This window comes from Acinetobacter sp. B-6 (genome assembly GCF_056930735.1).
This window is the reverse complement of sequence record NZ_JBXPBY010000007.1, coordinates 24,293-36,813: the sequence shown is the minus strand read 5'-3', so window position 1 is coordinate 36,813 and position 12,521 is coordinate 24,293. Positions and strand designations below refer to the sequence as shown.

Here is a 12,521-nt window from a genome sequence, read left to right as displayed (position 1 = left end):
GATTTATCTTTTAAAGCTTTTTACTGCATTACCTCGCTCAATCAACGTGTGTTGTAAATGTTGAGCGTGTTTCTGATGGGCTTGTTGGCTCTCCATCTGTTGTTGTAATTTGAGTGCAATTAACTCTTTTGCTAAACGCTTATTGGCATGTTGACTGCGTTCAGACATAACTTTAACGCTGATTCCTGTGGCAGTATGGGTTGCATGAATAGCGGAGTCAGTGGTGTTGACGTGTTGCCCGCCAGCACCAGATGCCCGACAGGCTTGGAAAATAATCGTATCATCCGCAGGAAGTTGCGTAGGGCTTTGAAATTGGTTAATGCCAACAAACCAATTTTTACGTTTATGATGTGGACGAATTGGACTTTGAAACGTCCATTGAATGGTTCCTAACCAAGAGTTCAGCCAATTTTGGTGGCTGTCATTAATATTACAGATCACGGATGAATAGCCGTGCGGAGTAGTATTATTTTCTATCACTTCGAATTGAATTTTTTGCTTTTGGGCTTCTTTTTGCATTTCTTGCAAAGTATATTTAACTGCAAGTTCACATTCCGCGGGTCCAAGCGCAGCACTGATTTGGACAATAGACAATATAGAGCATCCTTTAGATCAAACATTTGATTAAAATAAAAAGTATTGATTTAAAAAAGTAAATTTATAAATTTACACCTATGTTTTTTTGATAGTGAGACATAGACATTTTTTAGCTTGTCTATTATAAAAAAATATCTGACTGAAAAACAATCAAAATATCAGCAAAGGCAGTTTTATTGGATGAATTATAAAAAATGTTTAACAAAATTCATGCTCAGTTGAATAATACTATTCGAGAAATTTTTCAAAATATGGCAGAATATGCGGTTTTAAAGATTTTAGAGGATTGGCAGCATGCGCTTTGTTGATGAAGCAGTCATTACCGTAGAGGCTGGCGACGGTGGCAATGGCGTAGCCAGTTTTCGCCGTGAAAAATTTGTGCCATTTGGTGGTCCAGATGGTGGGGATGGTGGTCGTGGTGGCAGCGTATATATTCAAGCTGACGACGATACCAGTACCTTAGTCGATTATCGTTATACCCGTAAATTTCGCGCTGAACGTGGTAAAAACGGTGCTGGCGCAAACTGTGCTGGTCGTGGTGGTGAATCAGTTGTTCTGAAAGTTCCTGTGGGAACCACCATTGTAGATACAGAGTCTGGCGATATTATTGGTGACCTTGTTGAAGATGGTCAAAAAGTTTTAGTTGCACACGGTGGTGATGGTGGTTTGGGCAATACCCATTTTAAATCATCGACCAACCGTTCTCCACGTAAATGTACACATGGGATCAAAGGTGAGTATCGTGAGATTCGCCTTGAGCTTAAAGTTCTCGCTGATGTCGGTTTATTGGGGATGCCGAATGCAGGTAAATCAACCTTTATTCGTGCTGTTTCCGCAGCAAAACCTAAAGTAGCGGATTACCCATTTACCACGATGGTTCCCAACTTAGGTGTGGTTGATGCGGATCGTCATCGTTCATTTGTTATGGCGGATATTCCTGGGCTGATTGAAGGCGCCGCTGAAGGTGCTGGTCTCGGTATTCGTTTCCTTAAACATTTGGCACGAACGCGTATTCTTTTGCATATTGTTGATGTGCAACCGATTGATGGTTCAGACCCGGCATACAATGCCAAAGCCATTATGGAAGAATTGAAAAAATTCTCGCCAACTTTGGCTCAATTGCCGATTGTGCTTGTTTTAAACAAACTTGATCAATTAAATGATGATACTCAAGAAGAATGGTGTAATCATATTCTTGAAGAATTACAATGGGATGGTCCTGTATTTAAAACTTCAGGCTTGCTTGAAGAGGGAACAAAACCTGTTGTGTATTACCTCATGGATCAAATCGAACAACAACGTGAGTTGGAAGAAGAAGATCCAGAGTATGCAGCGAAAATGAAAGCATTCCGTGATCAGCTTGAAGCTGAAACACGTGAACAAACGATTGCTGCAAAAGAAGCTTATCGTGAAATGCGCCGTCAACAACGTCTTGCTGGTATTTTGGGTGACGACGATGAAGACGACGATGGTGACGATGGCGAAATGGAAGTGTACTACGTACGCTAATTTCTAAAGATATCCAAGTATTCGGGTATCCGCTTAGAAAAGAAAGACCGAGGATAAGATGATAGAAGTGGTAGATGGGCAACGTCAGCTCAAGGCTTTAAAACGTATCGTTGTTAAAATCGGATCATCTTTACTCACAGCAAATGGGCAAGGTTTAGATTTGGATGCAATTTCGCATTGGGCGAAACAAATTGCAGATCTACACAATGCCGGACATGAGATTATTCTGGTGTCTTCTGGTGCTGTGGCTGAAGGGATGGTTCGCATGAAGCTAGAGAATCGACCCACCGATCTACCCAGTCTACAAGCTTGTGCTGCCATTGGGCAAATGGGCTTAATCCATACTTGGTCAAGTGTATTAGAGAAACATTCGATCCAAACAGCACAAGTCTTGTTAACACATGATGACCTCGCAGATCGTCGCCGTTACTTAAACTCATGTGATGCCTTGCAGAATCTAATTGATTGGAAGGTAATTCCTGTCATTAATGAAAATGACACGGTATCCACCGACGAAATTCGTTTTGGTGACAATGACACGCTTGCTGCTATGGTTGCGGGTCAAGTGCATGCAGATTTACTGATTATTTTGACTGATCAGCAAGGTATGTTTGATTCAGACCCTCGTTCAAATCCCAATGCAAAATTGTTCCATACCGTTCGCGCAATGGATGAAACTTTATTTGATATGGCTGGCGGTGGCGGTAAGTTTGGTCGTGGTGGTATGTTGACCAAAGTTCGTGCTGCTCGTTTGGCCGCGAAGTCAGGCTGTCCAACGCTGATCGCAAGTGGTGAGAGCGACCATGTATTGGCGCGTTTAATGGCCGGTGAATTACTGGGTACACTGTTTATCACCGATGATGATCGTCTAACAGCTCATCAACAGTGGCTTGCTGCTCATTTACAAACAGCAGGGCGTTTGGTGCTGGATGATGGTGCTGTTAAAGCCATTAAAGAAAATCACCGTAGTTTATTGCCTGTTGGTGTAAAAGCGGTTGAAGGGCATTTTGAGCGTGGTGATGTGGTTGAGTGTGTCGACCAACATGGTCATCGAGTTGCGGTTGGGCGAGTAAATTTCAGTTCCCGTTCTGCTGAAATTGTTAAAGGTCTGGCTTCTGACAAGGTATACCAAGTATTAGGTGAAGCACGTTCTTTAGAAATGATACACCGTAACCATATGTCGATTTATTGATTTCTAAAGTTTTACAGATAAGACCTCGCTAAGGCGGGGTTTTTATTTGGGTATTAATGCTGGAGCTTTATCATTATAAAAATTTGATTTAAATACTTTTTCCCCTACATACGATTTTAAATAATAATGCTGTTGGTGTAAGCGAGAACCACCTTGTATGCCTTGGGCAAAATTCTCATCTTGATTTAATTTGCGTTTAATCGCACTAAAAAAGCGTTTTATATTTTTATCAGGCGTTTTTGAAATTACTCTTAAGGTTATTTTTTCTAGAGCATTCTCAGTTTCTCTTCCACCTTGTCCTTCAATAGCGTAAATACAATATTTATCATCATAGATTTGGTGTTTATTGATTTTTTGTTCTTTATCTAAAAAATAGAAGCCCAGATTTTGATGATCATACTCCAAAAGTTGTGTTTTTAGATTTTCAGTTGTGATCACTTTGATTTGAATTTGCTGATTGGAATCAAAGTACTCCATCATCATTTCAATGTTATATTTTTCTAATTCAGGCTGAATGTAGCGATAGAATTGCGTCAATGATGTGATGACATAAATATACGACATAATGAGCTCACATTTAAAATATTAGCTTTCAAGCTAATTTCTTTTCATCTTCAATGTTTGGGAGCAACTGATCTTTACCAACCATATATTTAAAATCAGCTAAATTCAGCATGTCGAGATCTTCTTCACTATTTCCATAAGCGAAGACTTTTTGATAATGCGCTAAATTGTATTTTTCTAAAATCCTTAGACGTTTTTGTTCACAACTACAATCTGGTGTCACATAATGACCTGTAAATTTTCCCTCAAGAATCTCAGTCTCAGTACAAATCAAATCAATTTTTAATAATTGGCAAATGACCTCTAAATAAATGTCGACAGAAGCAGAGACTAAAACGACATCATCACCATTATTTTGATGTTTGAGCAATTGTTGATAAAGGGTAGGATCTAATTGTCCCATGAGACGATAAGCGTATTCATCGGCGATATCTAAAATTTCATTGGCATCAGCATGTTTAAACATGGCGTTAAACAACTTTATACGCATTGCATGAGCTGGATAGATATTTAAATAATAGGCTTGGATCCAAGGTAAGATTTTGATGCCTTGTTTGACAATATGCCTTTTGGATAAGGCATAGAAAATAAACCCTGTAAAACTGTCTTTTTTACACAGGGTTCCATCAAAATCAAATAAAGCTAAATTTTTATACGTTTTGCTCGGTGCATACATGTTTCATATCGTCCGTTTACGCGGCTCGCATACCAATTTGTGTTGTAGTCACGACTCAATTTTGGTCCAGAAATAATTACTTCAGGCATTATGGCATATATTGGTTCTTTGCCTGTTTGATTTTTATATAGTTTAGAAACAGCGATATAGGTTTGGGTTTTTTCAAAATCTTGTTCTTTCTCTTGCTTGAGGTCATTACGAAGCTGTCTTGGTGTCACTAGAATATTATTTTGAGCAAATAATGCAGTCAGTGCTTTTTCTGTATCTGTGATGGCAGGGCGAGGATCACCATTTTTATCATATGATAAGAGATCACCATCCAGTGCCAAGTCGGCTTTAGTCAACTTATCAATCATTTTTTGAAAGGCAGCATTACGACTAGAATACATCCCTGAGTTGTAGTCTGCAAAACGATAGATAGGCTTGTCATAGTTTGCAGGATACATCATCAAGCGGTGAATCCCGTAATACAAACCACCAAATTCCGTGTAAAGATCGTCACGTAACTCATTAACATTCATGCTGCTGCGCTTGTGTGCTTTGGCATAATTGATATGTACTTGCATAGATCCCAGTGTCGTGATTGGATTCATTTTTTCGGCAATATCTTGACCCACGAATTTGGCAGCACCAGTAAGTGCACTGACATGATAATGTTTTGCCATATAGTCAAATATTTCACGATACAACACATCTAAATCTTTTTCTGTACGCACGCGGCTCATTTGTTTTAAATAGTTGTCATCAGGTGATGGTTGATTTTTTAAAACATTTTCAAAGTAAGATGCGACAGTACCACCGATGGTTGAACCTAATTTATCTTCAAATTTTTCATTGAGTCGAGTGGTCACCTCTTTGACTGCTTTATCACCTAGACCTGGAACTACAGGGTTGGCAACGAAGTTCGACTCTTGATCGACGACAGCGATAATGGTGCAGACATTTTCTTTGTTGGTCGGAATTTTTAATTCGTTTGAAATATCAAAAATATCTTTTGCCCAAGAGTCACGTTGACTAACACGATTTGGAATCAGCTTTTTAATTTGTTCCTGTTTTAACTGCTCATCATCTTCATTGGCAAACCATGAACCTTTACCACAAGCAATTAGACTTAAAGAAAGAGCTAACACGCTGAAAGATTTAATAAAAGCGTGATGTCGAACTAATTTTTTCATATCGCAGAAAACATACTCAGAAAATGATGAGCCACTATGGCAGATGCAGTATACTATGAAGGTCTAAAAATGTATGAATATATATGTATATTGGTCCCTATCAACTGTCAAATAATTTAATTGTTGCCCCTATGGCAGGGGTGACTGATCGTCCGTTTAGAACACTATGTAAGTACTTTGGTGCCGGGCATGCGGTCAGCGAAATGATGACATCTGATCAGACTTTAAGGATGACCAAAAAAAGTTTATATCGTGCCAATTTTGATGGGGAATTAGCACCCATTTCCGCCCAAATTGCAGGTTCTGAACCTGAACAATTGGCTGAAGCTGCACGTTACCAAGTTTCAAATGGCGCTCAAATTGTCGATATCAATATGGGCTGTCCTGCGAAAAAAGTCTGCAATAAGTTAGCAGGCTCAGCACTGCTACAAGATGAAGATTTAGTTGCCCGAATTTTAGATGCAGTGGTCAATGCTGTGGATGTTCCTGTGACCTTGAAGACCCGTTTGGGTTATTTAAATGGTCAGGAAAATATTCTGCGAGTGGCAAAACGTGCTGAAGAAGCAGGAATAGCAGCTTTGGCTTTACATGGTCGTACCCGTGAAGATATGTATTTAAACACTGCACGGTATAGCTTGATCAAAGAAGTTAAAGAGTTGATTTCAATACCCGTGATTGCCAATGGTGATATTGATAGCCCTGAAAAAGCCAAATATGTGTTGGATTATACAGGTGCTGATGCCGTGATGATTGGTCGTGCAGCACAGGGACGCCCTTGGATTTTTCGCGAAATTGCCCATTACTTAAAAACGGGTGAACATTTAATTGCGCCCAATATCCAAGAAGTGAAAGATGTTTTACTTGGACATTTGTCTGAGCTTTATCAGTTTTATGGGGAATATTCAGGTTGCCGTATCGCACGAAAACATATTGCTTGGTACACCAAAGGCTTACATTCAAGCAATGAGTTTCGTCAAAATATGTATAAGGTGGAAAGTACACTTGAGCAAGCCAAAGTTGTAGAACAGTATTTTGACCACTTATTGGATCAAGGCAACCTGATGAGTGATGTACAAGTAGAGTCCGTTAATTTATTGGATGTATAAGTTAACGGCTTTACAATAAAAGCCTTAATTTAACACCAATGCATTCCAAACAAAATTTACTTTTTCAGAGTAAATTAAATGGCTACGGACGATATACACATCCTGAAAGAAGCTATAACCCTCCAAAACTTTTAATTTATTGTCATTCAACTCTTCTTCAATCAATAACCTTGGCAGCCATGCTACACCTAAGCCTTGTAAAGCCAAGGCTTTTAAATCACTGGCATTGTCTGTTTCATACAAGGTACGATAATTTAATTTACCTTCGATTACTTTATCGACACATTTACCCAAATAGGCTTTTTTGCTGTAAGCCAAAAGAGGGAAGTTTTGGCTAAATGAATACTTGGGTTGGTGATTGATTGTTGCTGTGACAGGTAAGACTTCCATTTTGACGATTTTATGATATTTAAAAATACTGGGGTCTAGTTGTTGTAAAGTGATTTGATCACAATAACAAATTAAAAAGTCACAAGAGCCTTCTTTTAATAAATAAAGCCCTTGCTGCAAATTGGAGGCGATAATTTCTAATTTTAAATCATCATAATTGCTATATAGTTTTTGAATAAACTTAGGGAAAAATTGAGTTATGAGTGAGTGGGATACTGCAAACTTAATCGATAACTCATTGTCTTTAATATTTTTCTCTAAATAGTTGATGGTGGTATTCATTTGATTTTTGATGTTTTTAGATGTTGAGAGTAAAACTTGCCCTGCATCGGTGAAATCAATGCTTTTGCTATAGCGTTTTAAAATCTGAAAGCCAAGCGCTTCTTCAATATTCTGTATTCTGCGTGTGAAAGCAGATTGGGTAACATGACGTAGCGCAGCAGCTTTAGAGATCGATTTTTCTTGATCTAAAGCCAAAAGATCTTCTATCCATCGAATTTCTAGGGTCATATTGATTAGCCGTTCTACATTGCACTCTCAGCATTATAACAAGTGATATGCAAAAAATGCATACATAAATATTTTTTTACATTAGCCAATTTTCAATGCATTTCCTAAGATAAATTTATTCTTTTATTGAGCTGTAATGCACATGAACATTGAAATTAAAACGCGAGTTGAGAAGGATTTATTAGGACTTAAAGAAGTGCCATTTCATTGTTATTATGGTGTACAAACCCTAAGAGCATTAGAAAACTTTAACTTAAGTTCAACTAAATTAAGTCACTTTCCTGTTTTTATTAAAGCACTTGCAATGGTTAAGGCTGCGTGTGCAGATGCCAATTTCAAACTCAATAAGCTCGAAGAAAATAAATATAAAGCAATTCAACATGCTTGCCAGCAACTGAACAATGACCTGTATCATGAACAGTTTCCGATTGATATGATTCAAGGCGGTGCGGGTACATCGACCAATATGAATATCAATGAAGTGGTCGCGAACATTGGATTAGAGTATTTAGGGCATGCAAAAGGGGAATACCAATATTTGCATCCAAATAATGATGTAAATATGTCTCAATCAACCAATGATGTTTATCCTAGTGCAATAAAAATCGGCTTATTATTTGCTTTAGACCAACTGAATCTGCCGTTCCAAAGTTTAATTCAAAGCTTTGAAAACAAATCAAATGAGTTTTCTCATATCTTAAAAATGGGACGTACTCAGTTACAAGATGCAGTACCGATGACTTTAGGTCAAGAATTTGCAGCATTTGCGCATACATTGCAAAACGATTTGAAAAAAATCAATCAAATTATGCCAGACGCTTTAAGTGTGGTGAATCTTGGCGGAACTGCGATTGGTACTGGTATTAATACTGAAGTTGAATACCGTATTCTTGCTATTCAAGCTTTATCTAAAATTACCAATAAAACCATTTCAAGTGCGCCTGATTTAATTGAAGCGACTTCGGATATGGGCGATTTTGTTCTGTTATCAAGCTTATTAAAACGTACCGCTACGAAACTTTCAAAAATCTCAAATGATTTACGTTTGTTGTCGAGTGGTCCGCGTGCCGGTTTAAATGAAATTCATTTAGAGCCACGTCAACCGGGCAGTTCAATTATGCCAGGTAAAGTGAACCCTGTAATACCAGAAGCAATGAATCTTGCTTGTTATCAAATTATGGCAAATGATTTGGCAATTACACTCGCTGCTGAAGCAGGTCAATTGCAGCTCAATGCGATGGAACCTTTGATTGCTTTCAAATTGTTTGAATCAATTGATTTGTTAGGCAGAGCAATGCGTATGTTTGAGCAAAAATGTATTCAAAATATTCGTGCAAATGCAGAACATTGCCAAGCTTTGGTAGACAATTCGATTGGTATTATTACAGTGTTGAATCCTTACTTAGGTTATGAAACGACAACGCGTATCGCTAAGCAAGCCAATGAAACTGGGGCAAGTATTTTAGAGTTGATTCGAGCAGAACAATTGCTTTCTGATGAAGTTTTAGCTTCTGTGCTTGCTGTGCAAAATATGGTTCACCCAAAGCAGAAAGATGCGGCTTAATTACCTTATAAATCTAGTTGATTCTCAAGGAAATACGTTCCGTTTCTTTTCTGATTAAAATAACACAGCCTCCAAATGGAGGCTGTGTTATTTGTAGATAGTTAGATTATTTCTAGGTTTGGGTTATTTGAGACATCACTCATTAAGTTCTAAGCGTAATCGAACCTTAAAAAATTAAAACACCCATTCAATTAGGCAATCCGCAAATGTTGTTTTAGCAGATCATTTCAAGGGTAGATCCGCTCTTTTCGAGAATAATTTTTCAGCATATTTATACTCTCCTGAGCATCAAAATTGTGGCATTTTGATGAGTAGCAAGTGTTGGGTCAGTATGAATGCTTTATTGCAATCAATATTCCCAAAAATCACGCTGTATACAGATCGCTAAAATATGATTTTGATTGGGTTTGCTTGCCCAATGACACGCCCTATCAACCATAAAAAAGACGGTTTGATACAGGTCATTCTTTGAAAAGAGAAGGGGAGACAAACTTTTGATGTTGTATAACGAGCTGTGCAATATGTGGGTTATAAGCTTGATAAACCGTAATGCTGTCACGGTCATATACAGCATGGATTTGGTGATATGCATGCATGATAAATCTCACTTGTATTTTTGAATAAGTAAAAGAAAAGAAAACTTATCTAAACAAGTGGAAAATGATCGACCGATTGGAAACAAAGTGATTGATCATGATAAAAGCAATTTATATTGATTTTGTTGTCATTTTATTCAAAATAGAATTTTTATCAAGCTGATTAAGTTGATCACTATACACGCTATGCATAGGTCGTTGAGTAAATGAATAAGGATAATTTAAGACGATTTGCTCAATATAATATTTGGGCGACACAACGTCTTTGTGAATGTTTAAAAGCCGTATCTGATGCAGATTTTAATCAAGATATTGGACTGTATTTTAAGAGTATTGCAGGAACGCTTAACCATTTACTGCTGGGCGAACATTATCTCTGGTATTCACGTTTTAAAGAAAATCACTCTCCAACTATGGCATTAAATACCGTCATTCATCAGGATAAAACTCAGCTTTTGAATGAATTAAGCGATAAAAGCCTAAATTGGTTGAGCTTTATTGATGATTTAGATGAAACACTTTTAACGGGAAATTTGAACTATTTTAGATCGAATGGGGAAGCGCAAAGCTTGCCTTATGCAGATACGCTGATTCACGTTTTTAATCATGGTACACATCATCGAGGGCAAGTAACTGCTGCTATGACGATATTGGGTTATCAATGCCCTGAGCTTGATTGGGTATATATGTTGGTTGAAGAAAATTTACAAGATTGACCAGAATAAATTACAGAAATGACACATCGTCACTTCTGTAATTGCTTTTAAATCAAGCGTGATTCATTTCTACAACCAATTGATTCAGTAGATCTTGAGCCTCGAGTTCACGAATTTGAGCAACATTACTACCTGCCCAAAATGCACCAAAGCCAACATCGCCATTTTGTGTTGCCACTGCATTGAGCTGTTTTGCCAAATCATATGCGTATGGATAGGCTGCAACATCTGGACGATCAGCTTGATCAATTCGAGTTTGCCAATGATTGATGATGCCACGTGCTGGGCGACCTGAAATACTTGAGGTAATTTGGGTCAAAGGATGATCAAATAAAGCTTTGCGGTAAGCAGTATTGGCATTTGACGATTTACATTGTACAAAGGCGGTTCCCATTTGCACTGCATCTGCACCGAGATTGAGCATGGCTTTTGCCTGTTGACCATTCATAATTCCTCCAGCTGCAACCACAGGGAGTGAACAGTATTTTTTGATCAGTTGAACAAGGTCGGAGGTTTTAATTGCACCATCGATCTGTGCATTAAAAATACCACGATGTCCACCTGCTTCAATTCCTTGAGCAATGATAATATCAATCCCTGCTGCTTCGATCGCAAGGGCTTCAGTCAGATTGGTTGCTGAAACAAGCGTTAAAATACCAGCATCTTTTAGTTTTTGGATTTGATATTCATGTGGAATACCAAAGTGAAAACTCACCGCTTTGGGCTGTGTTTCTAAGCATAGATCTAAAAAATCATCGTTGTCTTTAAAGCTTGGATAAATACATTTTAATTCAGTGGGTGGAACTGCACCAAATTTTTCAAATTCAGTGGCTAAATGTGCTATCCAAAGCGTATTGGAATCTATATTTGTGCTTGATGATTCATGACAAAAAAAGTTAAGTTGAAAAGGATATGGTGTTAAGTTTTGCGTTTCTTTGATTTGTTGACGTGCAGTTTCAACAGTATTTGCCCCAAGCCCCAATGACCCAAGAGCACCTTGATTAGATACTTCAGCTGCTAATAGGGGTGTTGAAACTCCTGCCATAGGTGCAAGCAATATTGGAAGTTTTATTCCTAACTGTTCTAATAAAGACATTTCCTAGCTCCTCAATTTTCATTTACTTTGCCCAAGCTGAGGGCAATAAGCAAATTATGTTCAGTATTTATTTTAAAAATATAATTTAAATACATGTTTATGTGGAGCTGAGGTGAAACATGTTGATATTAAATCGGAGCGACATGGAAAAGAGAGCCAATCCAACTGGAGAAAGCCATCGCGATAATGCCCCAAATGGCAACTCGAAGGCTGCCTTTAAGCATAGAGGTTCCGGCAAAATAGCTTGATAACGCACCCAAAATGACCAAAGATAAAATACCAACCACCAAAACCACTTTTTCTAAATAAATTTCAGGGCTGAATAAAATTGATAATGTGGGTAATAACGCCCCAATCGAGAAAGATAACGCAGAAGAACCAGCAGCTTGGATCGGTTTGGCAGCAGTTATGTCATTGATTCCAATTTCATCACGGGCATGGGCTTCCAATGCATCTTTTTCAGTCAGTTGAATAGCAACCTGATGGGCTAGCTCAGGGTCTAGTCCACGCTGTATATAAATATGTGTCAGTTCTTTAAGTTCTAAATGCGGATTTTTTTCTAATTCGCGTGCTTCAACTTTTAAATCCGCCTCTTCTATATCCGATTGTGATTTGACAGAAATATATTCACCTGCTGCCATTGAAGTTGCACCTGAAATTAAGCCAGCAATACAGGTAATAAGTAGTGTGTGACTCGATGCTCCACTTGCTGCCATCCCCATCACTAAACTGGTCACTGAAATAATACCGTCATTGGCACCCAGAACAGCTGCTCTTAACCAGCCTGTGCGTTGTATAAAATGCTGTTCTGGGTGATGTGAATGAGACAT

Annotated in this window: 13 protein-coding genes; 5 read left to right on the top strand and 8 right to left on the bottom strand. The window is 38.2% G+C overall.

The annotated features are described in order from the left end of the window. Positions 1-3: 3 nt before the first annotated feature. A complete protein-coding gene (gene prfH, locus AC1Z3T_RS09875; RefSeq protein WP_042085191.1) occupies positions 4-594 on the bottom strand; it encodes a peptide chain release factor H in 591 nt (196 codons plus the stop codon). Positions 595-891: 297 nt separating this feature from the next. On the opposite strand from prfH, the gene cgtA reads away from it, so the two are divergent. Beyond that, positions 892-2,106 (top strand): Obg family GTPase CgtA, encoded by a 1,215-nt coding sequence (gene cgtA / locus AC1Z3T_RS09870; protein ID WP_004831516.1) that lies wholly within the window; start codon positions 892-894, stop codon positions 2,104-2,106. A 58-nt stretch (positions 2,107-2,164) separates the two neighbouring features. Next, positions 2,165-3,298 (top strand): glutamate 5-kinase, encoded by a 1,134-nt coding sequence (gene proB, locus AC1Z3T_RS09865; RefSeq protein WP_004831515.1) that lies wholly within the window; start codon positions 2,165-2,167, stop codon positions 3,296-3,298. A 42-nt stretch (positions 3,299-3,340) separates the two neighbouring features. Here proB and AC1Z3T_RS09860 read toward each other — a convergent pair whose 3' ends face one another. From AC1Z3T_RS09860 to AC1Z3T_RS09850, 3 genes are read right to left on the bottom strand one after another with little or no spacing between them, the layout of a single operon-like run. Further along, a complete protein-coding gene (locus tag AC1Z3T_RS09860) occupies positions 3,341-3,835 on the bottom strand; it encodes a hypothetical protein (RefSeq protein ID WP_483396607.1) in 495 nt (164 codons plus the stop codon). A 55-nt stretch (positions 3,836-3,890) separates the two neighbouring features. Beyond that, positions 3,891-4,538 carry an HAD-IB family hydrolase gene (locus AC1Z3T_RS09855; protein ID WP_252048929.1) on the bottom strand — a complete coding sequence of 216 codons (648 nt, stop codon included), beginning with the start codon at positions 4,536-4,538 and terminating at the stop codon, positions 3,891-3,893. Further along, the gene (locus tag AC1Z3T_RS09850) at positions 4,505-5,713 is read right to left on the bottom strand and encodes a DUF1615 domain-containing protein (protein WP_004831511.1); all 1,209 of its coding nucleotides are present in this window, start codon (positions 5,711-5,713) and stop codon (positions 4,505-4,507) included. Before AC1Z3T_RS09850 ends, AC1Z3T_RS09855 begins: the two co-directional genes overlap by 34 nt. An 83-nt stretch (positions 5,714-5,796) precedes the next feature. Between AC1Z3T_RS09850 and dusB the strand changes: the two genes are divergently transcribed. Beyond that, on the top strand, positions 5,797-6,819 hold the full coding sequence (gene dusB / locus AC1Z3T_RS09845) for a tRNA dihydrouridine synthase DusB (RefSeq protein WP_483396606.1): 1,023 nt from the start codon (positions 5,797-5,799) through the stop codon (positions 6,817-6,819). Positions 6,820-6,843: 24 nt separating this feature from the next. Here dusB and AC1Z3T_RS09840 read toward each other — a convergent pair whose 3' ends face one another. After that, entirely contained in the window at positions 6,844-7,719 is an 876-nt protein-coding gene (locus AC1Z3T_RS09840; protein WP_005030042.1) for a LysR substrate-binding domain-containing protein, read from the bottom strand. A gap of 142 nt (positions 7,720-7,861) precedes the next feature. On the opposite strand from AC1Z3T_RS09840, the gene AC1Z3T_RS09835 reads away from it, so the two are divergent. After that, positions 7,862-9,283: an aspartate ammonia-lyase gene (locus tag AC1Z3T_RS09835; protein ID WP_034708777.1), complete on the top strand. Its 1,422-nt coding sequence runs from the start codon at positions 7,862-7,864 to the stop codon at positions 9,281-9,283. 461 nt (positions 9,284-9,744) lie between these two features. Here the strand turns inward: AC1Z3T_RS09835 and AC1Z3T_RS09830 are convergent, their stop codons facing one another. Beyond that, positions 9,745-9,879, bottom strand: a complete 135-nt coding sequence (locus tag AC1Z3T_RS09830) for a DUF4291 family protein (RefSeq protein WP_228153683.1) — start codon at positions 9,877-9,879, stop codon at positions 9,745-9,747. Between the two features lie 206 nt (positions 9,880-10,085). Here AC1Z3T_RS09830 and AC1Z3T_RS09825 point away from each other — a divergent pair, with 206 nt between their 5' ends. Next, positions 10,086-10,595 carry a DinB family protein gene (locus tag AC1Z3T_RS09825; protein ID WP_042090264.1) on the top strand — a complete coding sequence of 170 codons (510 nt, stop codon included), beginning with the start codon at positions 10,086-10,088 and terminating at the stop codon, positions 10,593-10,595. Positions 10,596-10,647: 52 nt separating this feature from the next. Here AC1Z3T_RS09825 and AC1Z3T_RS09820 read toward each other — a convergent pair whose 3' ends face one another. Both AC1Z3T_RS09820 and AC1Z3T_RS09815 read right to left on the bottom strand, forming a co-directional pair. Then, complete coding sequence (locus tag AC1Z3T_RS09820; protein ID WP_483396605.1) at positions 10,648-11,691, bottom strand: NAD(P)H-dependent flavin oxidoreductase; 1,044 nt, start codon at positions 11,689-11,691, stop codon at positions 10,648-10,650. A gap of 128 nt (positions 11,692-11,819) precedes the next feature. Beyond that, positions 11,820-12,521, bottom strand: a complete 702-nt coding sequence (locus AC1Z3T_RS09815; protein ID WP_004831504.1) for a VIT1/CCC1 transporter family protein — start codon at positions 12,519-12,521, stop codon at positions 11,820-11,822.